The sequence below is a fragment of the Lentilactobacillus sunkii DSM 19904 genome (assembly GCF_001435575.1).
Taxonomy (GTDB): Bacteria; Bacillota; Bacilli; order Lactobacillales; family Lactobacillaceae; genus Lentilactobacillus; species Lentilactobacillus sunkii.
The window spans coordinates 1-22516 of the sequence record NZ_AZEA01000007.1; the positions used below are offsets into that span (position 1 = coordinate 1).

The 22516-nt window shown below is 41.1% G+C and carries 22 protein-coding genes; 14 read left to right on the plus strand and 8 right to left on the minus strand.

Annotation, left to right across the window (positions count from 1 at the left end; translation table 11 throughout):
- Positions 1-74: 74 nt before the first annotated feature.
- Entirely contained in the window at positions 75-1073 is a 999-nt protein-coding gene (locus FD17_RS05825) for an NADP-dependent oxidoreductase (protein WP_191983130.1), read from the minus strand.
- Between the two features lie 175 nt (positions 1074-1248).
- Here FD17_RS05825 and FD17_RS05830 point away from each other — a divergent pair, with 175 nt between their 5' ends.
- On the plus strand, positions 1249-1587 hold the full coding sequence (locus FD17_RS05830; RefSeq protein WP_057824555.1) for an ArsR/SmtB family transcription factor: 339 nt from the start codon (positions 1249-1251) through the stop codon (positions 1585-1587).
- A complete protein-coding gene (locus FD17_RS05835; RefSeq protein ID WP_057824557.1) occupies positions 1584-2264 on the plus strand; it encodes a type 1 glutamine amidotransferase domain-containing protein in 681 nt (226 codons plus the stop codon). The genes FD17_RS05830 and FD17_RS05835 overlap by 4 nt, the downstream gene beginning before the upstream one ends.
- Positions 2265-2324: 60 nt before the next feature.
- Here FD17_RS05835 and FD17_RS05840 read toward each other — a convergent pair whose 3' ends face one another.
- The 4 genes from FD17_RS05840 to rpmH all read right to left on the minus strand — a co-directional run bounded on the left by FD17_RS05840 (position 2325) and on the right by rpmH (position 4950).
- A complete protein-coding gene (locus FD17_RS05840; RefSeq protein WP_057824558.1) occupies positions 2325-3455 on the minus strand; it encodes a glycerate kinase family protein in 1131 nt (376 codons plus the stop codon).
- Between the two features lie 102 nt (positions 3456-3557).
- Positions 3558-4394: a YidC/Oxa1 family membrane protein insertase gene (locus FD17_RS05845; protein ID WP_057824560.1), complete on the minus strand. Its 837-nt coding sequence runs from the start codon at positions 4392-4394 to the stop codon at positions 3558-3560.
- Complete coding sequence (gene rnpA / locus FD17_RS05850) at positions 4391-4756, minus strand: ribonuclease P protein component (protein ID WP_057824562.1); 366 nt, start codon at positions 4754-4756, stop codon at positions 4391-4393. The genes FD17_RS05845 and rnpA overlap by 4 nt, the downstream gene beginning before the upstream one ends.
- A 59-nt stretch (positions 4757-4815) precedes the next feature.
- Positions 4816-4950, minus strand: coding sequence for a 50S ribosomal protein L34 (gene rpmH / locus FD17_RS05855; RefSeq protein ID WP_013729124.1), 135 nt, complete (start codon positions 4948-4950; stop codon positions 4816-4818).
- 505 nt (positions 4951-5455) lie between these two features.
- Here rpmH and dnaA point away from each other — a divergent pair.
- From dnaA to FD17_RS05890, 7 genes are all read left to right on the plus strand, one after another.
- Complete coding sequence (gene dnaA, locus FD17_RS05860) at positions 5456-6799, plus strand: chromosomal replication initiator protein DnaA (protein WP_057824565.1); 1344 nt, start codon at positions 5456-5458, stop codon at positions 6797-6799.
- A gap of 194 nt (positions 6800-6993) precedes the next feature.
- The gene (dnaN, locus tag FD17_RS05865; RefSeq protein WP_057824567.1) at positions 6994-8133 is read left to right on the plus strand and encodes a DNA polymerase III subunit beta; all 1140 of its coding nucleotides are present in this window, start codon (positions 6994-6996) and stop codon (positions 8131-8133) included.
- Between the two features lie 294 nt (positions 8134-8427).
- Positions 8428-8670, plus strand: coding sequence for a S4 domain-containing protein YaaA (gene yaaA, locus FD17_RS05870; RefSeq protein WP_057824569.1), 243 nt, complete (start codon positions 8428-8430; stop codon positions 8668-8670).
- Positions 8667-9785, plus strand: a complete 1119-nt coding sequence (recF, locus tag FD17_RS05875) for a DNA replication/repair protein RecF (protein WP_057824571.1) — start codon at positions 8667-8669, stop codon at positions 9783-9785. The genes yaaA and recF overlap by 4 nt, the downstream gene beginning before the upstream one ends.
- Before the next feature lie 15 nt (positions 9786-9800).
- Positions 9801-11744, plus strand: a complete 1944-nt coding sequence (gyrB, locus tag FD17_RS05880; RefSeq protein WP_057824573.1) for a DNA topoisomerase (ATP-hydrolyzing) subunit B — start codon at positions 9801-9803, stop codon at positions 11742-11744.
- 229 nt (positions 11745-11973) lie between these two features.
- Complete coding sequence (gene gyrA / locus FD17_RS05885) at positions 11974-14547, plus strand: DNA gyrase subunit A (protein ID WP_057824575.1); 2574 nt, start codon at positions 11974-11976, stop codon at positions 14545-14547.
- Positions 14548-14749: 202 nt separating this feature from the next.
- Positions 14750-15859: a lactate oxidase gene (locus tag FD17_RS05890; protein ID WP_057824577.1), complete on the plus strand. Its 1110-nt coding sequence runs from the start codon at positions 14750-14752 to the stop codon at positions 15857-15859.
- A gap of 200 nt (positions 15860-16059) precedes the next feature.
- On the opposite strand, the gene FD17_RS05895 is transcribed toward FD17_RS05890, so the two are convergent.
- Positions 16060-16251, minus strand: a complete 192-nt coding sequence (locus tag FD17_RS05895; protein WP_057824579.1) for a hypothetical protein — start codon at positions 16249-16251, stop codon at positions 16060-16062.
- A 401-nt stretch (positions 16252-16652) separates the two neighbouring features.
- Here FD17_RS05895 and rpsF point away from each other — a divergent pair, with 401 nt between their 5' ends.
- From rpsF to rpsR, 3 genes are read left to right on the plus strand one after another with little or no spacing between them, the layout of a single operon-like run.
- Entirely contained in the window at positions 16653-16949 is a 297-nt protein-coding gene (gene rpsF / locus FD17_RS05900; protein ID WP_057824581.1) for a 30S ribosomal protein S6, read from the plus strand.
- Between the two features lie 34 nt (positions 16950-16983).
- On the plus strand, positions 16984-17547 hold the full coding sequence (gene ssb / locus FD17_RS05905) for a single-stranded DNA-binding protein (protein ID WP_057824583.1): 564 nt from the start codon (positions 16984-16986) through the stop codon (positions 17545-17547).
- A 36-nt stretch (positions 17548-17583) separates the two neighbouring features.
- Positions 17584-17823, plus strand: coding sequence for a 30S ribosomal protein S18 (gene rpsR, locus FD17_RS05910; RefSeq protein ID WP_057824588.1), 240 nt, complete (start codon positions 17584-17586; stop codon positions 17821-17823).
- Positions 17824-17912: 89 nt separating this feature from the next.
- Here the strand turns inward: rpsR and FD17_RS05915 are convergent, their stop codons facing one another.
- Both FD17_RS05915 and nhaC read right to left on the minus strand, forming a co-directional pair.
- Positions 17913-18509 (minus strand): sugar O-acetyltransferase, encoded by a 597-nt coding sequence (locus tag FD17_RS05915; RefSeq protein WP_057824590.1) that lies wholly within the window; start codon positions 18507-18509, stop codon positions 17913-17915.
- Between the two features lie 99 nt (positions 18510-18608).
- Positions 18609-20024, minus strand: a complete 1416-nt coding sequence (gene nhaC, locus FD17_RS05920) for a Na+/H+ antiporter NhaC (protein ID WP_057824592.1) — start codon at positions 20022-20024, stop codon at positions 18609-18611.
- A gap of 537 nt (positions 20025-20561) precedes the next feature.
- Here nhaC and FD17_RS05925 point away from each other — a divergent pair.
- Both FD17_RS05925 and FD17_RS05930 read left to right on the plus strand, forming a co-directional pair.
- Positions 20562-21851, plus strand: a complete 1290-nt coding sequence (locus FD17_RS05925; RefSeq protein ID WP_057824594.1) for an AAA family ATPase — start codon at positions 20562-20564, stop codon at positions 21849-21851.
- Entirely contained in the window at positions 21835-22317 is a 483-nt protein-coding gene (locus tag FD17_RS05930; RefSeq protein WP_057824597.1) for an RloB family protein, read from the plus strand. The genes FD17_RS05925 and FD17_RS05930 overlap by 17 nt, the downstream gene beginning before the upstream one ends.
- The last annotated feature ends 199 nt before the right edge of the window (positions 22318-22516 follow it).

The window sequence follows — 22516 nt, forward strand, 5'->3', positions numbered from 1 at the left end:
TAACTGGGACTTTTGTCCCAGCCCCTTTTTTGTAGATCATCTATGAAGCTTGGTAAAGTGCACGTATACAGAAACTAATCCATTGTCACGATTATCTTTCCGTGAGCTCGACCGGTTTCAGAATAATCTAAAGCAGATTGAATTTCAGAAAATGGCACAACCCGATCAATCATTGGCTTAACTGTACCATCTTCAATCATCTTTGTAATCAGATTTAATTCGGCACCATTTGGTTTCATAAACAAAAAAACATACTGTGCCTCGGTCTCCCGCTCTAATTTGCTGATATTCAGCGTTGCTAAGCTGAAAGCCAGCCGCTTCCACAATGGCAATCCATATTCTGCTGCAAAACGCCCATTTGGAATCCCAGAAAGCGACACCACTTTTCCACCGGGTTTAATAATGTTAAAGGCATTTTCCAACGCCTTCCCGCCCAAAGTATCAAATACAAAGTGGTAATTAAATAAAACATCCTCAAAGTTTTCCTGATGGTAATCGATCACCTGATCTGCTCCAAGCTTTCGAACCATTTCAATGTTTTTCCGACTAGTTGTCGTTGCCACAAATGCTCCCAGTGATTTGGCAATCTGAATTGCAATGGTTCCAATCCCACCGGATCCGGCTTGAATTAAGAGTTTATCTCCGGGCTTAACGTGCATGATGTCCACAAGTGCCTGATAGCTGGTTAATCCAGTCAGCGGTACTGAAGCAGCCTGTTCAAAATTCAAATTGCTTGGCTTCAGCGCTACATCCCCTTGGTCAACCGCAATATATTCAGCAAACGTTCCAATCCGATTTTTCTGCACTCGACCATATATCTGATCACCAACCGAAAACGCCTTAACATCTTGGCCCACTTGAGTCACCGTGCCGGAAAAGTCACTACCTAAAATTAACGGCATCTTATAATTTAGAAGCATCGTTAGTTTGCCATCCCGAGTTTTCAAATCAATGGGATTGATACTAGCAGCGGCAACTTTTACCAAAACATCGTTATCCCCAACGGCAGGAATTGCCACTTGGTTCAATTCTAAATGGTGCTGTTTGTACTTACGAATTTGAGCAGCTTTCATTGTTTTTGTCATAACATCTCTCCAAAGTAATGGTTTAAATTTTTAAACGAATGTGTCACAAATCTTATTCCGCTTTAAAAAAATAGTCAAGAATTCCAGCTTCGAACGAATATATTGACTTCAATCAGCCATGATGGTTTAATGGTTTAAACAGATGAACGGAGTTGAGCCAAAAATGACCGATTTAAAACAAATTCAATCAGAATTTGCCAACATAAGCACTTTCCTAACTGCACTAGGAGATGAAAAACGTCAGGCAATTATTATCGCATTGCTCAAGAAAAATGCATGTAACGGCTTACAAGCCACTGATCTGACAAATGCAACTCATTTGTCCAGACCAGCAGTATCCCACCATTTGAAAATTTTAAAAGACGCACATCTTGTTGCCGTGAGAAGTGAAGGAACCAAAAATTTTTACTATTTATCTCACAATATCAAGGAAATCGATCAACTGAAAACATTACTCGACCATGTGACTGAGATTATTAAACAAACGGGGACTAAAAAATGACAAAAAAGGTATTAATTGTCTTAACAAATAAGACACGTTATCAAGGAACTGATGATCCAACCGGCTTGTGGTTGGGAGAAGCAACTGAATTTGCTGAATCAATGGAGCAGGCTGGAATAAAAGTTGATTATGTCAGTCCAAAGGGCGGCTTTGTTCCGCTGGATCCAAGAAGTATGAAATACACCAATAAATCCATCATGGAATTTTACGAAACCAAAGACTTCCAACAACGCGCACTAACTCAATCGCTGCGTCCGGATCAAATAAATCCAGCTGATTATTCAGCAATCTACTATACTGGCGGTCACGGTGTCATGTGGGACTTCCCAGATGATCCTAAACTCCAAAAAATTGCATTATCAATCTACAACAATGGCGGCTACATCACATCGGTCTGTCACGGAGTAGCCGGATTGCTCAATATTAAAGATAACAACGGTAAATACCTGATTGCCGGCAAAACAATCACTGGTTTTACAACAGCCGAAGAAATTATCGCAGGTAAAAAATCAGTCGTACCATTTTTAAACAAACAAGAAGTAGAAAAGCGCGGGGGTAACTTTAAAAAGAAACGGGCATATAAAGAATATGCCGTTCAGGATGGTCATTTTATTACAGGGCAAAATCCATTCTCACCAAAAGCTGTGGCTAGACTGCTTCTTAAAAATATTAAATAATTCGCAATTAAAAAAACGGGTCAAAATACTGTTAAATAACAGCGTTTTGACCCGTTTTGACTATCGATTAATTAATTGAATCATCTTGCCAATCCGGTATCCGGTTTGAGTGATCAACTGAGGGGCTTGCTGAATTGCTTCATCAACTGTCATTGGACTGGTCATTGTCGAAAGAATCAAATCAAAACCGTGTTCATAAAGACGCTGAACATCTTCGGAAACACTTCCGGCTACAGCGATAGTTGGAACCCCGGCCTTATGGGTAAGTTGGGCAACTCCCAAAGGCAGCTTACCATTCAATGTCTGCTGATCAATTCGGCCTTCTCCGGTGATAACCAGATCAGCGTTTTGAATTCTTGCCTGCAAATGGACGATTTCGATCATTTTTGCAATTCCGGAAGTTAACCGGCCACCAAGAAAGGCCAGAACGCCAAATCCAAGGCCACCAGCAGCTCCAGCCCCAGGGAGTGTCGAATAATCAGTCCCAAGAACCGTTGCCGTTAATTGTGACAGATGGTTGAGCTGGTTGTCGAATTCAGCTACTTGATCAGGACGAACACCTTTCTGTGGTCCAAAGATTCGGGTAGCACCATTTTTACCAGTCAAAGGGTTATCAACGTCAGCAAGTCCGATCACCTGAACATTTTGAATTCTATGGTCAATTCCTTCAAGATTCACTCCGGCCAATTCACGCAGACCTGTCATACCATGTGGAATTTCAGCACCGTTTTGATCGAAAAAACGGCCACCCAGTGCCTGAGCCATCCCAACCCCACCATCATTGGTAGAACTGCCGCCAAGCCCAACGTATATTTTGGTCGCATGATGATCCAAAGCCTGCTTAATTAATTCCCCAACACCATAAGTTGACTTCAAAGCAACATTTTGCTGACGATCCTGAGTAAATCCGGCAGCTGCGGCCATTTCGATGACGGCCGTGTGATTAGGCAACAATCCCCACTGTGCCTCAACATGACCGCTGGCAGGCCCAGAAACCTTAGACGTCATCAAATGGCCGTTAGTAGCCTTAATAATGGCCATTACAGTCCCTTCACCACCATCAGCAAGTGGCACTTTGATGATTTTCAACGAAGAGTCAGCTTCATGAAGCCCACGTTCCAAATAATCAGCAACTTGTATTGAACTGGCACTGCCTTTAAATGAATCGGCCGCAATTACAATTTTTTTCATATTCAGCATCCTTTAACGATATTTACTCCAGTTTAACCGAATCGGGCCGTTTTGGACCATAAAAAAAAGCAGCATCGTCAAATGGCGATGCTGCTTAATGAATTATTTACGTTTACTCTTCTTGGCACGCTTGATGGCTTTTTTAATTGCCCGTTGCTTTTCGCGTTCTTCACGTTGTTTCTTCTCACGTTCTCGACGAATCTTCCAAGGGTTTTGAATAACCAAGGTTTGACCCACCTGGAATGCATTGGTAATTACCCAGTACAGTGACAAGGCTGATGGTAAGCTAAGCGCCATAATTAAAATGAAGAATGGCATTCCCAGTGTCATCATGGTTGTCATTGAATTGGATTCGGGCTGACCTTTCATGGCCAACCAGGAAGAAATGAAAGTGAACAAAGCAGCTAGGACCGGCAAAACGAAGTATGGATCCGGATGTCCAAGCTGTAACCAGAAGAAGGTTCCGGTTCTCAAAATATGAGTCCGCCAGATTGCTTGATACAAGGCGAACAGAATTGGCATCTGAACAATCAATGGCAAACAACCAGCCAATGGATTAATACCTGCTTCGGCATACAGTTTCTTTTGTTCAGCCTGAAGCTTTTGAACGGTTGCAGCATCCTTTGATGAATATTTCTTCTGCAGTGCCTTCAGTTGCGGTTGAACTTCTTGGGTCTTCCGCATACTTCTGGTTTGATAAATCATCAATGGCAGAATAACAATCCGGACAAGAATGGTAAAGATAATAATACCCATACCATAGTTGTCGCTAAAGAATTTAGACAGCCAGATGATGGCTCTGGAGAAGTTTAAAACAACCCATCCATCCCAAATACCTGTACTGTGATTGGTTATTGGTGCATTGCTACATGCGGAAAGTACTACCGTCAAACTTACTAATGATAGTAATACTAGTAATTTCTTTATTCTCTTTTTCAACTTTTTTCCTCACTATCATAGTTGGGATCGATTAGTTTAGCTAACTTGAGTACGTGAATTAAGCTGGCCTTAACATCAGCCATCGACATTTGGTCTGCCGCCGGACGGGCGATAACAATGAAATCAACGTCCTGACGGAGGTAAGGCTTTAATTCCAACAGGGATTGGCGAATTCTTCGCTTAACCCAATTTCTATGTACCGCGTTGCCGATCTTCTTACCAACAGAAATACCGACGCGAAAATGTAATTGATTGGGTTTGTCCAAAGAATAGATAACAAATTGACGATTTGCAACCGAGTTATGAGTTTCAAATACTTCTTGAAATTCAGACTCTTTTTTTACTCGATACGATTTTCGCATGATCCATCTCCACAGATTTTTGAAAAATAAATGAAAAAGACCACTGAATGGTCAGTGGTCTATGCAGACAATGATTTTCTACCTTTTTGACGTCGGCGAGCCAACACTTTACGACCATTGCTGGTACTCATACGTTTACGGAAACCATGAACGCGTGCGCGATGACGCTTCTTTGGTTGATAAGTTCTTTTCATTATGAAATCCTCCTTTTACTCTAAAAGTCGCGTTTAAGCATTTAATTACAATATGTTCAAATGCATTTCCCAAATATATTAACATAATTTGTTCATTAATGGAATAGTCTTTTGCATGATCAATTAAATCCAAAAAAATTTAAAATTTGTTTCATGAACAATTTGTGTGGATAACCGCATAAATAATAATAGCCGATTTTGAAGATTTGCACAAGGTTATCCACAGATGAACATGGGGTTCCAAAAGTTATCCACAGACTGTGCATTTCGATATTTTATTTCTTGTTAAAGCCGTTGCTGTCAAGTTTAGTTATCCACAGTTGCCTGTTAATTACCCACAATTTCAGACGCGTTATCCACTTATCCACAGGGGACTTATACATTTCTTCCACTCCTGTGAAACAATTATGCACAGGCTGTTTTTGCCTGTGGAAAACTTTTCTTTGGAATGCTAAAATTAATTTGCATTTCGCAAGACGACTAAAAAACAGAGGGGGAATTCGTAGTGTTAGATAAGGATTCATTATGGCAAAAGTTAAGTGAACAATTCCGCAGCAACACCACTGACCTTACATATGATACCTGGATCAAACCAGTCAAACCGATCAGCTTTGATGGATCCACACTTACTTTATCTTTACCTTCTGAATTGCATCGGGATTACTGGAAAGAACAATTGGCACCAAACTTGATTGAGTATGCTTTTGTGATCACAAAAGGCAACATCGAGCCAAAGTTTATTCTGGATTCAGACGTTAATAAAGAAGCGCAAGAAAAACCTGTGGATAACCATCAAGAGCAGGACGGTGATGAATTTTCATTTAGTAAGGAAAATCATCTCAATCCAAACTACACGTTCGATAATTTTATTATTGGCAAAGGCAATCAAATGGCCCATGCCGCTGCTTTAATTGTGTCTGAGGAACCTGGAAAGCTTTATAATCCACTGTTCTTTTATGGTGGCGTCGGATTGGGCAAAACCCATTTGATGCAGGCTATCGGCAACAAGCGGCTCGAAGACCATCCTGAAACCAACGTTAAGTATGTGACCAGTGAGGCCTTCACCAACGATTTCATCAACGCGATTCAGACCAACCGGACAGAAGAATTCCGTCGTGAATACCGGGATGTGGATATTTTGATGGTAGATGATATTCAATTCTTCGCCCAAAAAGAAGGAACTCAAGAAGAGTTCTTCCACACTTTTAATGATCTTTACAATAATGACAAACAAATCGTTTTGACGTCCGATCGGGTTCCACAAGAAATCCCCAAGCTCCAGGAACGATTGGTATCACGATTCGCATGGGGTCTGCCTGTCGACATCACGCCGCCTGATCTGGAAACCAGAATTGCGATTCTTAAGAACAAAGCAAAGCTGGACAACCTGGTCATCCCTAATGACACGCTGGCATACATCGCCGGCCAGATCGATTCCAACGTCCGAGAACTTGAAGGGGCATTGTCACGGGTTCAAGCTTATTCCAAATTAAAAGATGAACCGATCACAACCGATCTTGTCTATGAAGCGCTTCGTGGCCTGAAGCTGAGCCAGGACAACCGCCAGCTTTCGATCGTTGACATCCAAAACAAAGTTGCCAGCTATTTCCACATTTCCATTAATGATTTGAAGGGTAAGAAACGGATGAAATCCATTGTCATGCCCCGACAAATTGCGATGTATCTGGCCAGAGAGATGACCAGCAATTCGCTGCCAAAAATTGGTAAAGAATTCGGCGGTAAAGATCACACAACCGTTATTCATGCTTGCGATAAAATTGCAGAAATCATTAAACTCGATGCCGATTTGAGAAAAGAAATCTCGGATATTAAAAGCGCCCTGAACTAAAATGGTATAATCGACTGTGGATAAATAATAGAGAAGTCAATAAGTTGTGCACAGTCTTATCCACAGGTTTATCGTTGAGTACTAAAGACTTGTGAAAAGTTATCCACAATATCCACATGCCCTACTATTACTTCTTTTTTCTTTTATTAATTAATATATACTTACACTTTACTTTCCGGGAGGTCGATTAAAGTATGAAATTTTCAATTGGTCGAACAGCATTCACTAAAGGTCTAAACACAGTTTCAAGAGCCATCTCTACAAAAACAACGATTCCTATCCTAACTGGATTAAAGATTGTAGCCGGTCCTGATGGTCTTGTACTAACAGGCAGTGATGCTGATATTTCCATTGAAACAACGTTAAAAGCTGATGATCCAGACAACATGTTGGTGATTGAATCCGAAGGTGCCATTGTGTTGCCTGCACGATTCTTTACTGAAATTGTTAAAAAATTACCTAAAGACACCATTACTTTGGAGGTTGGTGAAAACTTCCAGACAATGATTACTTCGGGTCAATCTTCCTTTACAATCAACGGATTGGATGCCAACAACTATCCACACCTACCTGAAATTCAAACCAACGATTCAATTCCTTTGGCAGCTGATCTCTTTAAACAAATTATCAGCCAAACCGTCGTTGCAGTTTCAAATCAGGAAAGTCGACCAATTCTGACAGGGGTTCATTTTGTGATTTCTGAGAACCACGTTATGGCAGTTGCAACTGACAGCCATCGACTCAGCCAACGGAAAGTAACTTTGGAAAAGCCAATTACCGGATCGTATGATTTTGTCATTCCTGGAAAGAGTTTGTCTGAGTTATCCAAGATGATTGACGATGCTCAAGAAGAAGTATCTTTGTCAGTCACTGAAAACCAAGCTTTGTTTGTCATTGGAAACACATTATTCTATTCACGACTGCTCGAAGGCAACTATCCTGATACAACCAGATTGATTCCAGACGCACATGACACCCGGATTTCATTTGAAGCTCCTGAGTTATTGGCAGCTATTGAACGGGCATCGTTACTTTCACATGAATCAAGAAATAACGTTGTAAAGATTACAATTGATCCTGATAAAAAGTCGGTTACCATCTACGGAAATTCCCCTGATGTTGGTAATGTTGAAGAAGACCTGGAGCCTAAGACCCTCGAAGGAAACGAGCTTGAAATCTCCTTCAACCCTGATTACATGAAAGATGCGTTGCGTTCATTCAGTCAGGCAACGATTAACATTGACTTCACCTCTGCTTTACGGCCATTTACATTGACCCCAACCGAAGACAGTGACAGCTTTGTTCAACTGATTACACCAATTCGAACGTTCTAATTGAAAATCGATTAACTAACAACTCTCACAACATTCTGGGAGTTGTTTTTTTCTGTCCAAAAATCACAAATTATATCTCAAATAGTTATGCTTTTAAAAAGTTCACTTACAATTTGATTGAAGTCGAAAATAACTGCCGATATTTCGTTATCAGTCCATATATGGACTTTTTAGCAATTTTCGTTGATTTCATACAAAAATATCAAAAATCTTTAAAACGGCTCATAATGCCCATAAATCGTCACTGACGTGTACTTTTACTAAACAAAGGGGTATAATAGAGTATGTAAAAAGGTGGGTGAAATTGTGAAAAAAGATGTTTTCATTGATAGTCCATACATCACTCTTGGACAGCTGCTCAAAGAAGAATCAATCATCGGAAGCGGCGGCCAAGCCAAATGGTTTTTAAGAGAAACAACAGTTAATGTCAATGACGAACCTGATAATCGCCGTGGCCGGAAGCTGTACGACGGCGATCATGTCGAAGTTCCGGATGTTGGCTTATTTTTTATTCACTCAAAGCAGGGAAATGAATGAAGTTAACGGAAATTGAACTCCATAATTTTCGTAATTATGCTGACCAAACACTTAAATTTTCCGATGGGATTAACGTATTCCTTGGTGAAAATGCCCAGGGAAAGACTAATTTGCTTGAAGCGATCTATGTTTTAGCGCTGACCCGCAGTCACCGGACCAATAACGAAAAAGAATTGATCAATTGGAATGCTCAAACTGCCCAAATCAAAGGGCGTCTCCAAAAGCGCCTGGGCACTGTTCCCATTGAACTGGATTTAGGGTCAAAAGGAAAACGGGCAAAGGTTAATCACCTCGAACAAGCCAAGTTGTCCAGTTACATCGGTCAGCTGAACGTGATTTTATTTGCGCCTGAAGACTTATCCATTGTTAAGGGTGCACCACAGGTTCGGCGTCGGTTCATGGATATGGAATTTGCTCAGATGAGCAATCGTTACCTATACAATTCCACCCAATATAAAAAAATATTAAAGCAGCGAAATCGGTACTTAAAAGATTTGCATCATAAACGGCAGTCCGATCGAGTTTATTTGGATGTTTTGTCCGATCAGCTGTCTGCATATGGCGCAGAAATCATTTATCAAAGACTCCAGTTACTTAAAAAGCTGGAAAAGTATGCGCAACGCATTCATCCAGAAATTTCACAGGGGAAAGAACAGTTGGCTTTTGACTATCGTACGACGGTTGAAGCCGATCAGCTTGGTTCTGTGGAATCGATTTATCAAAGTCTGCTGAAGCATTTTGCGAAGATTAAAGATAAAGAGATCCTGCGTTCAACCACTTTAATCGGACCGCAGCGCGACGATCTGCACTTCATCATTAACGATAAAGAAGTTCAGTCGTTTGGATCCCAAGGCCAGCAGCGAACCACTGCGCTTTCGGTTAAATTAGCCGAAATTGACCTCATGAAGGAACAAACGGATGAATATCCGATTCTGTTGTTGGATGATGTGCTTTCCGAACTGGATGATTTCAGGCAGACTCATCTATTAACGGCCATTCAAGATAAAGTCCAAACATTTTTGACGACGACCAGTCTGAGTGGTGTCCAGCAGGAATTATTGACCAATCCCCGAATATTTCGGATTAGTGAAGGTAATGTTACTTTGGAACAATAGTGAAGGAGAATCAAAATGGCTGACGAAAAAGAAACTAAAAAAGAATTGGCTCATGAGTATGACGCGAGCCAAATTCAGGTTCTTGAAGGATTGGAAGCTGTTCGTAAGCGACCAGGAATGTACATTGGAACGACCAGCTCACAAGGACTCCATCATCTGGTTTGGGAAATTGTCGATAACGGTATCGATGAAGCTTTAGCCGGGTTTGCCAGCAAAATCACCGTTACAGTTGAAAAAGACAACAGTATTACCGTAACTGATGACGGTCGTGGAATTCCTGTCGATATTCAAAAGAAGACCGGAAAGCCAGCTTTGGAAACAGTTTTCACGATTCTTCATGCCGGTGGTAAATTTGGCGGCGGCGGATACAAAGTTTCCGGTGGACTGCATGGTGTTGGTGCATCAGTTGTAAACGCCCTGTCGTCCGAACTGGATGTTGAAGTTACCCGTGACGGAAAAGTCTATTATATGGACTTCAGCCGCGGCCACGTTAAGACCAAGATGAAGGTCGTTCGTGATGTTTCCGATGACCTTCATGGAACAAAAGTCCATTTTCTTCCAGATCCTGATATTTTCCGGGAAACAACCACATATGACATCAAGGTGTTGACCGCCCGACTGCGTGAATTGGCATTCTTGAATAAAGGGTTACGGATTGTTGTCCGTGACTTGCGCCCTGAAAAACCGACAGAACAAGATTTCCTGTATGAAGGTGGTATCAACCATTATGTTGAATACCTCGATCACAGCAAGGAAACCTTGTTGGATGAACCAATTTACGTGGAAGGCGTCATGCACGGCATTACCGTTGAAGTTGCCATTCAATACACCAATGATTACCACAATACATTAATGACCTTTACCAATAACATTCACACCTATGAAGGTGGAACCCATGAGGAAGGCTTCAAGCGGGCCTTGACCCGGGTTATCAACGACTATGCCCGAAAGAACAAGCTTCTTAAAGACAATGAGCCGAACCTTTCCGGTGAGGATGTCCGTGAAGGAACTACTGCAGTTGTCAGCATCAAGCATCCAGATCCTCAATTTGAAGGACAGACCAAGACCAAGCTTGGTAACTCGGATGCCAGAACCGTCACCGATCGAATCTTTAGCGATCACTTTACGAAATTCCTGATGGAAAATCCTAAGTTGGCCCGAAAGATTGTTGATCGCGGCCTGCTGGCATCAAAAGCTCGTTCTGCTGCCAAACGTGCGCGTGAAGTCACTCGGAAAAAGAGTGGTCTTGAAATCAGCAATTTACCCGGTAAATTGGCTGATAACACCAGTAAAGATCCCAAGATTTCTGAATTATTCATTGTCGAGGGTGATTCTGCCGGTGGTTCAGCAAAGCAGGGCCGTTCACGTTTAACTCAAGCAATCCTGCCAATTCGTGGGAAAATTTTGAACGTTGAAAAAGCCAGCATGGACCGGATCTTAGCTAACGAAGAAATTCGTTCACTATTCACTGCCATGGGAACCGGTTTTGGGGAAGACTTTGATTTATCAAAGGTTAACTATCATAAATTGATCATCATGACCGATGCCGATGTCGATGGTGCTCATATTCAAACCTTGCTGTTGACGCTGATTTACCGTTACATGCGGCCATTGATTGATGCCGGCTTCGTGTATGTGGCCCAACCACCGCTGTATCAGGTTCGCCAAGGTAAGATGTCACGTTATATTGACTCCGATGAAGATTTGAATTCATTCCTGGGAACCTTGCAGCCATCACCAAAGCCGGTTATTCAACGATACAAAGGTTTAGGTGAAATGGATGCCGAGCAATTGTGGGACACCACAATGAATCCGGAAAACCGTCACTTGTTAAGAGTGGAATCCTCAGATGCCGCAGAGGCAGACAAGGTCTTCTCAATGTTAATGGGCGACAAGGTGGAACCAAGACGTGAGTTTATTGAAGATAATGCAACGTTCGTGGAGAATTTGGATGTGTAGATCAGAGTGTGACGAGACCCGGGTGGCCCCGGAGTGTAAGCCAGAAATTTAAATGATGAATGGTTTTTGTTCATCGTTTAAATTTTTGGCTTACACAGTAGGGGTCAGGGCCATCGAAACACGTTTCCACTAGGTAGAATTACACAAAGAAAATCAATCTACGTGAAAATCAATTTAACTTAATACCAATCAAAATGTTTCACATGAAACAAACCAACCAAACCCTTGAATGGAGGTAAATAATTTGGCGAATAAAGATAACCATGACGAACCAATTGCTGGTCGAGTGACCAACGTTGATCTGTCTAAAAAAATGCGAACTTCATTTCTTGACTACGCAATGAGTGTTATTGTTGCCCGTGCGCTGCCAGATGTCCGCGATGGTTTAAAGCCTGTTCACCGTCGTATCCTATACGATATGCATGAACTGGGTGTTACGCCTGATAAACCTTATAAAAAATCAGCCAGAATTGTTGGAGATGTTTTAGGTAAGTATCATCCCCATGGTGACACGGCTGTGTATGAATCAATGGTTCGAATGGCTCAAGACTTCAGCTATCGTTATATGTTGGTTGATGGTCACGGAAACTTTGGATCAGTCGATGGTGATGGTGCTGCGGCGATGCGTTATACCGAAGCCCGTTTAAGTAAAATCGCCATGGAAATGCTGCGTGATATCAACAAAGATACCATTGATTTTCAGCCCAACTATGATGGTACCGAGCGGGAACCAACCGTTCTGCCATCACGATTCCCGAACCTCCTGGTTAACGGAGCTTCAGGAATTGCTGTTGGTATGGCAACCAACATTCCACCTCACAATTTGTCGGAAGTCATCAGTGCGATTCACGTTTTGATGAAGAATCCTGATGCCACAACGGCAGATTTGATGGAAGTTTTGCCGGGACCTGATTTCCCAACCGGTGGTGTTGTCATGGGTAAATCCGGTATTCGGAAAGCCTATGAAACCGGTAAAGGAACCATTATCGTCCGAGCCAAAGTTGAAATTGAAGGGGAGTCCGGTGGTAAACAGAGAATTATTGCGACCGAATTGCCTTACATGGTTAACAAAGCTAAGTTGATCGAACGGATCGCTGAACTTGCCCGTGATAAACGGATCGAAGGAATCACCGATATTAACGATGAATCCGACCGTGAAGGGATGCGGGTCGTGATTGATGTTCGCCGCGATGCCAGTGCAGAAGTTATTTTGAATAATTTGTACAAATTAACTTTGATGCAGACATCATTTAGCTTCAACATGCTGGCCATCGTTAAGGGAACACCAAAGATCCTGAGTTTGAAAGAGATTTTAACTTACTACTTGGAACATCAAGTGGAAGTTATTCAACGACGGACCAAGTATGAATTAAACAAAGCTCAAGCAAGAGCTCACATTCTTGAAGGATTAAGAATTGCCCTTGATCATATTGATGAAATTATCAAGATTATCCGTGGGTCACAAACCGGGGATGTCGCCAAGAACCAATTAATCGAAGGCTTTGGACTGGATGACAAACAAGCCCAAGCGATTCTGGACATGCGTCTGGTTCGATTGACCGGTTTGGAACGCGAAAAGATTGATAAAGAATACAATCAATTGATGAAGGATATCGAAGAATACAAAGCAATCCTTGCCAGCCGTGAGCGGGTTAATGAAATCATCTATCAAGAATTATTGGAAATCCAAAACAAATTTGGTGATCCACGTCGAACTGAGCTGCTGGTTGGTGAAGTTCTCAGTCTTGAAGATGAAGACTTGATCGAAGAAGAAGACGTCATCATTTCATTGACTCATAATGGATACATCAAGCGACTCCCTACCTCTGAGTTTAAAGCTCAAAACCGTGGTGGTCGTGGTGTTCAGGGAATGGGTGTTCATAACGATGATTTCGTGGAACACTTGGTTTCTACATCAACTCATGATGTGCTGTTATTCTTTACCGATGCCGGCAAGGTATATCGGATGAAGGGTTACGAAATTCCTGAATATGGCCGTTCAGCCAAAGGAATTCCAGTTATTAACCTTTTGAACATTGGCAACGACGAAAAGATCCAGGCTGTGATTAACGTTTCTGATAAGAACAAGGATATCGAAAAGGATCTCTTCTTTGTGACTTTGATGGGAACCGTTAAACGCACGCCAGTATCTGATTTTGCCAATATTCGGAGTAATGGTCTGAAAGCCATTAACCTTAAAGATGACGATCAAGTAAGCAACGTATTGATTGCCGATGAGGATAAGAACATCATTATCGGAACTCATCGTGGCTATGCTGTCAGCTTTAACGCTGCCGATGTTCGTTCCATGGGACGTTCCGCAACCGGTGTCCGAGGTGTCAGACTTCGTGAGAATGATTACGTTGTTGGTTCTGATATCTTGAATCCAGACAGCGAAGTGTTCATCATTTCCGAAAATGGATATGGTAAACGAACCCCAGCTGCCGAGTACCCAATTAAGGGCCGTGGCGGTAAAGGTATCAAGACAGCCAACATCACTGAAAAGAACGGCCCACTTGCCGGTTTAACAACCGTTAGCGGTGCTGAAGACATCATGCTGATTACTGATCAGGGTGTCATGATTCGATTCAGTGTTGCCGATGTTTCTCAGACTGGCCGGGCAACACTTGGTGTTCATTTGATCAGAATGAATGATGGTGCCAAGGTTGCAACGATGGCGAAGGTTGAAAAGCAGGATGATTCTGAAGATGATCGAGCAAAAGACACAAAGTCTGATGCAGATCAGTCAACTGATGATTCACAACAAAGTGATAATCAAGATTCAAATTCAGATGACGAATAAAAATAATTAGTTATTAAGCCGATGCGAGAGTCGTTCTCGTACCGGCTTTTTATTATGTAGTTTCACGTGAAACAATCTAGGTAGATATTTTAAAATGTTAATCATTAAAAACATTGAGCGAATGTTTTGACTTACTTTTCGTAAGTGATACACTTTTGTTAAGAATTAAAAAACAAAACAATTACCTGGAGGTAGTTAATTCATGACTGTTGTTAATGGTTACAAACAAAACGATACCGAACAAAAACTCGACATTTTAAACTTGCCTGAGTTGGAAGAAAAAGCAAAGCAAATTATCCCAACTGGTGGTTTTGGTTACATCGCCGGTGGTTCAGAAAACAATTGGACTTTAAAAGCCAACCGAACAGCATTTACTCACAAGCAGATCGTTCCACGTGCTTTGAGTAATATTGAAAAGCCTGAGTTGGATACCAACGTGTTTGGCATTCCATTGAAGACACCAATTATGATGGCACCAACCGCTGCTCAAGGATTGGCTCATTCACAGGGTGAAAAAGATACTGCAAAGGGTGTCGCTGCCGTTGGTGGTTTGATGGCACAAAGTACTTATTCATCAACCTCAATTGCCGATACTGCCGCTGCAGGAAATGGTGCTCCTCAATTCTTCCAACTCTATATGAGTAAGGATTGGGACTTCAACTATTCATTGCTTGACGAAGCTAAAAAGGCTGGCGTTAAGGGTATCATCTTAACCGTTGACGCAACTGTCGATGGTTATCGTGAAGACGACATCAAGAATAACTTCCAGTTCCCAATTCCAATGGCCAACCTGACCAAGTTCAGTGAAGGCGATGGTAAGGGTAAGGGAATCGGTGAAATTTATGCATCAGCTGCCCAAAAGATTGGCCCTGATGATGTTAAGAAGATCGCTGATTACACTGATTTACCAGTTATTGTTAAAGGAATCGAATCTCCAGAAGATGCCCTTTATGCAATTGGTGCCGGTGCTGCCGGTGTTTATGTATCAAATCACGGTGGCCGTCAATTAAACGGTGGTCCAGCATCATTTGATGTCTTGGAAGACGTTGCCAAAGCCGTTAACGGCCAAGTTCCAATCATCTTTGATTCCGGTGTTCGCCGTGGGTCAGATGTATTCAAGGCACTTGCTTCAGGTGCTGATTTGGTTGCCATGGGCCGTCCAGTTATTTATGGCTTGGCGCTTGGTGGTGCCGAAGGTGTTCAATCAGTCTTCGAACATCTTGGTGACGAACTGAAGATCATTATGCAATTGGCCGGAACCAAGACCATTGCCGATGTTAAGAAAGCAAATCTCTTGAACATCAAATATTAATTAGTGTGCAACTTCCCATCAATGGGTGTCCTCTAACAGAATTGTTCAGGCATTCTATTCTGTTCTCGTCATGGGAAATTATTTAGAGGATCCCACTGTGCTGCACAGTATTAGAACATTCCCCGTGTTCTTTTCCCAAAAATATGTTAAAAAAGACGTTCCTCAATTTTGAGGAGCGTCTTTTTTTGGTTTAATTTGAATTAGTTAATATTTTTTCGTGGGCGGCCGGTTGTCTGGCCTTTGTCCAAAATTTCAGGATGTTCGTTACGTGCATATGCGTATGCATGAGGATCCTGGCTGTTTTGATAGCGATTTGAACGGTTGTTTGATTGGGAACTTCTGAAGTAGTAAAATGCTGAGAGTCCGACGATGGTTAAAATTAAAAGTGTCATTGAATTCCTCGTTTCTATATTTTTGTTTAAGTCATGGTACGTGTACGTAAAAGCGTTTCCAAAAGAATAATCATTTTGGAATTGATACTAGTTTACTTCCAAACTGGGAAGAGTCAAGTATCTACGAAGCCGTTTTTGATTGGGTAACTGCTAAAGACTACAGCGACAATGGATTTCGAATTCTTAAGGAATTATTTAATTCAATGTAAAATAATTTATTTCAGAAAAAATATTTTTAACTCTTTTGATCGTATATAATTACTGTATCGTCAATCATCAATTAGGCAATTGATATTTAAGTTCACACGTGGTATAGTTTTATATTGTGAGTATCTGGGTAAAAACAGAAACTCTCCTTGCTCTCGGGTAGAGGGCCATAAGTCCACAAGGAGGTGCAAATCATGGAAGAAAAGAAATACGAAATTACTTACATCATTCGTCCTGATATTGAAGAATCTGCAAAATCTGCATTGATCGAACGATTCGACAAGATTTTAACTGACAATGGTGCCAAAGTATTAAGTTCAAAAGACTGGTCAAAGCGTCGTTTTGCTTACGAAATCGGTGGTTATAACGAAGGAACATATCATATTGATACCTTAACTACTGATTCAGACAAGTCACTCAACGAATTTGATCGTCTTTCAAAGATCAATGACGATATCTTACGTCATATGATCGTTGTTCGTGACGACTAATAATTCATTCTAATATGAGAGGAGCAAATTCAGCATGCTTAATCGTGCAGTTCTTACGGGTCGCCTAACCCGCGATGTTGATTTACGATACACTCAAAGCGGAACCGCTGTCGGTTCGTTCTCACTTGCCGTTGATCGGCAATTTACCAATCAACAGGGGGAACGTGAGGCTGATTTCATTAACTGCGTAATCTGGCGTAAATCCGCTGAAAACTTTGCCAACTTCGTTCATAAAGGTTCTCTTGTTGGAATTGATGGTCGGATTCAGACCAGAAATTATGAAAACGCACAGGGACAACGTGTTTATGTGACTGAAGTTGTAGTAGAGAATTTTGCCCTGCTTGAGCCCCGTTCTGCAAGGAACAACTCAAATGGTCAGCAAAGTGGAAATGCTCCTCAACAAAATAACGGTAATGCCAATCCATTTGATAACAATTCAAATCCTGGTAATAACGGCAATTCCAACAATAATGGCGGTAGCAAACCTACCAACAACAATGGTGGAAATAATGGCAACAATGGGAACAATAATCCCAATGACCCATTTGCCAACTCCGGGGATTCGATTGACATTTCCGATGATGATTTACCATTCTAATGAATTGGTAAAGTAAATTTTCGAGGAGGAAAAACTATGGCATATCAAAGACGTGGCGGCGGTCGTCGTCGTCGTAAAGTTGATTTTATTGCTGCAAATCACATCGAATACATCGACTACAAAGATATCGATTTATTGAAGCGATTTGTTTCAGAACGTGGAAAGATTCTTCCACGTCGTGTTACTGGAACCAGCGCAAAGAACCAACGCAGCTTAACAATTGCTATTAAACGTGCACGTATCATGGGCTTGATGCCTTTCGTTGCGGCCGACTAATAATAATTAAAGGTCATCCCCTGAGGATGGCCTTTTTATTTTGATTCGGTATTGTTTGTAATGACAAAATAGCCATATTATGAACGATTCTAGAAAGTATCTTGTCCTGAAAAACCGGTTTGATCAGCTTTCGTAATGGGTCGAATGACTTTGCATGGATTACCAGCTGCAATCACGTTATTGGGGATATTGTGTGTAACAACACTACCAGCACCGATAATGGTATCACTGCCGATAGTTACGCCCGGTAATACAGTAACGTTTGCAGCCAGCCAACAACGATCTCCGATGGTAATGGGTTTGGCAATGCAGCCGCCAATTTCCCGCTCTCTGGCATCAAACAAATGGTTACTGGTATAAAGACCAACTTTTGGGCCAAAAAGAACCCGGTCACCAATCGTTACTTTGGCACCATCTAAAATGACACAATCATAGTTGGCATAAAAATGATCGCCCACATGGATATTGCGGCCGAACTCACAACGAAAATTGGGTTCTACTACTGGTAAATTTCCGACACTGCCAAATAATTTCCGAATAAAGCCTTCTTTTTTCTTTTCGTCCACCTCATTATTGATCTGGGTTGTTAGTTTTACGGATCGGCTGCGAGTTTGAACTAAAAGTGGATCCAAGTCATTATATGGCTTACCGGTACTCATATAGTCAATTTTTTTGTCCAAGTCCATTATTGTCAGTCCCTTGTTTTTGTTTAGTGTAACATATTGATTGCTTACCAAAAAACGCCTTCCCTGTATGATTCGAGAAGGCGTTTCACATTACATAGATTAGTTTTCATTCGTAACCGGTTTGGCATCTTTAACTGATTGATCTGATCCTAATTTCTTTAATCCAACGCCGGTAAATCCGCTTAATAGTGAGAAGATTGGGCAAAGCAGGCTGAAGAAGACAAATGGCAGGTACTGGATTGTCGGAACACCCAGTGTGTTGGCAATGAAGACACCACCAACGCCCCATGGAACCAGGTAGTTCAAAACGGTTCCGCCATCTTCAAGGACTCGGCCAAGGGCACGGCTGGCAAGGCCACCGTTGTTGAAGGTTTTCTTGAAAGCTCGACCGGGCAGGATAATTGACAGGAATTGTTCACCAACGAAGATATTGACCCCAATGCAGGCTCCTAATGCCGCTGTAACCAATTTGGCAGGGCTGTTCAAGCGAGTGGCAAGTGGCGACATAATCGCGCTGATAAGCCCGAAATGAACCAATAAACCACCAAGTGATAAGGTCAGGACAATCAAGGCAACTGTGGGCATCATGCTGACAATACCACCGCGAGAAAGCAGGAGATTGACTTCACTATTAGAAGTTTTGGCTATAAAGCCGTTGGTGATGATGGTGCTGGCTTTCGTGACGTTCAAGCCGGGGTTGTTCACAAACATCATACCAGCTGAAACAAAGATATTTAGGAGCATGGTTGGAATGGCGGCCATCTTGAAGCCGGCACAGACAAACACCAGGATGATTGGAATTAAAGAAACAATTGAAATGTGAAAGTCACTGTTTAACGCTGCGACAGTGGTATTAATCTTATTCATATCAGCGTGGTTGTGACCCATGCCAAGAACCGCAAATGCAATTGTGGAGATTGTTGCGGCTGGAATGGTTGACCAGAGAATGGTTTTCATGTGATCAAACAAATCAGTGTCAACAACCGCAGCGGCCAAGTTGTTGGTTTCAGAGAGTGGTGAACATTTATCACCGAAGACCCCACCGGAAATGATGGCTCCGGCGACCAGAGCAGGATTGAAACTCATGGTCACGCCAATGCCGAAGAAGGCAATTCCGACGGTCGAGACAACCGTAAAACAACTTCCAACTGCAGCTCCTACTAATGAACAAACCAGAAAGACTGTCGGTAAGAACCATTGAGCACTGATCGCTTTGAAGCCGATGACCATCAATGTCGGGATGGTTCCTGCAGCAATCCAGGTACTGATCATGGCACCAATTAAAATGAAGATGACGATGGGGATGATTCCTTTATCAATGCCGTCCTTGATGCCGGCATTGATCTCATCCCAGCTGAATCCGGTAATTTTTGCCCAGAAAATAGTGACGGTGATTGCTAATAAAACCGGAACCTGTGGGGACAAGCCCAAACCGATTACCCCGGTTCCCATAATGGCTAATGCGATGACTAAAACTGATATTGCTTCTCTTAAACTAACTTTACTATTTCTCATATTGGTAACCTCTTTTGAATTTCAAATTTTTGTTTTCTACTTGTTCAATTCAGTTACTCAATATCGAGATAAGCCGCCATTTGTTGTTCTACCCATTTTAAAGTCCTCCTTAAAGTCAAAAAAATCGTCCCTATTACATATAAATGCAATAGGGACGATTTTTACCGTGGTACCACCCAACTTGTGTATCAAAAATACACCGCTCACTAGAAGATAATGGATTCTAGTTATTGACCATTGTCGTGATATTACGGTATTTCGTGACCTTACCCTGATTGGTTCGCAGCGACCACCAACTTCCTGACACCCAGATAAGGAACTACTTCATGTAATTCGACTTTAATTATTAGAATGAGTATAAAACTTGATGAGAGAAATTGCAAGAAATGTTTTTGTTTATATAACAGTTCACAATTTTACGTGATTAATCTAATGTTTATATGATTCTTTATGGAAAAACATTAACCAGTTCACGAATTATTGAAGTTTAGAGTCAAATAACATATAATATACACTAATGAACTCGGAGGTGAGCGTATGTTAATAGATTTTACAGTTACAAATTACAGTTCAATATTGAGTGGCACAACATTATCAGCAGAAACTGGTGAAAGACTTAGCCGATTAAAACAATCCAATACAATCATAGAAAACAACTCATCACTGCTGAAAAGCCTAATTATTGTGGGACCCAACGGATCTGGAAAATCAAATTTACTAAGTGGCTTACAATTGATGCGTGGTATGGTCTTAAGCAACCCAGGAAAAGTTACGGACGCATTACCATACAATCCGTTTTTATTGAACGAAACCACCCCACAAGAGCCAACCGAGTTTAGTGTGAAATTTAACTATAGTAGCAGGACATATGAATATTCATTTGCCTACACCAACCAAGAAATTGTAAATGAGAGTTTGCAAATTATCAATAAAACTTCTGTTTCAACTTATTTCTCAAGAGATCATCAAAAATACTCTGTAATTCCTGATAACTTAAAAGGGCTAGCTGATGCAACCAAACAAAATTCACTGTTTCTGTACAATGCTCAGCAAATGAATGACCAGTATGCAATTGATGTGATCAAGTGGTTCCAAGATGATTTAATATTCGTTGATAACACTGGGATACCAGATAAGCTTGGAAAATTAATGGATAATCCCAAAGTTAAGAAGGAGTTTTTGAACTTTCTCCATTTTGCTGACTTTAATATTATTGATGTCAAAGTACGCGAAGTTCCCATTCCTAAAATCCCGGATCAGTTTGTGCAACTTATCAAATCACTTGATGCAACTCTTGAACTACCTACCACCTCTCTTCAGTTGTACGCGCTTCATAAAAGATACAATGCCGATGGTAATGTGATAGGCAATCAAGAAATACCTTTATCAAGGGAATCGCGAGGGACTCAGAAAGTATTTATGATTGCGTTATCCATCATTAACGCACAGCTGAACGGAGATGGCAAAACGCTATTATTTGATGAGTTTGATGACTCTTTACATTTTGAGTTATCAAAAGCACTATTACAGATCTTTAATTCTAAGACAAATAAGAATCAATTTATCCTGACCACCCATGAATTACAACTTTTGGATACTAATTTAAGGACGGATCAAATATATTTAATGGAAAAAGATTTTAAGGGCCGGAGCGAATTGAAATCAATATTTGATTTTAAAGATAGCCGAAAGAATGCAAGGGCTGACGTAAAATTTCTAAAAAAATATATTGAAGGTCGCTTTGGTGCTCTTCCTGAAATTCAGGTAGACGAAATGCTAACGGCTTTAAACAGTGTTGGAGGAGAAGGAGATGTCAAGAAAGTCTAAAGCGATCCCCTTAAAACCAATTGTTTTAGTATATTGTGAGGGAGATTCTGAGAAAGCATATTTTGAGATGTTGAGACACAAGTATCATGCTCGAAATGTTCATGCCATTAAGGTTGAAGTTTCTGCAACCGGAATGAAGGGTATGGCTTTGATGGTTAAAGCCCAAGCAAAAATGAGGCAAGCTGCAACAAAGAAAAAAATTGATCAAGTATATGTGGTTTTTGATAGGGATGAGTTATCGAAGGCTGAATTAAAGAAATGTGAAGATTTTGGAAAAGAACACGATATTCAAATTGTTTTTTCAAGTATTAATATTGAAGTTTGGATATTGATGCATTTTGAGCCAGTGTTCAGATCCTATTCCACATTAGAACTTAACCAAAGCTATCAAGCTCAAAATACTTTAATTTGGATTATGAACACTTTAAAGGCCAACCATATGACCACTTTTTATTTGATCGTGTGAATATAGCAGTTACAAATGCCCAGAAATTAAGGAATCAGCAAAAGGGATTACGTTGGTATGATAGGGACCCGTTTACAAACATTGATCAATATCTAACAGATATCTTCGGAGTAACAGAGTACTAATTGAATAATAAATCTAGATTTAGATTAATAATTAAAGCCGTAGGGACGAAAAAATCTCTGCGGCTTTAAATAAT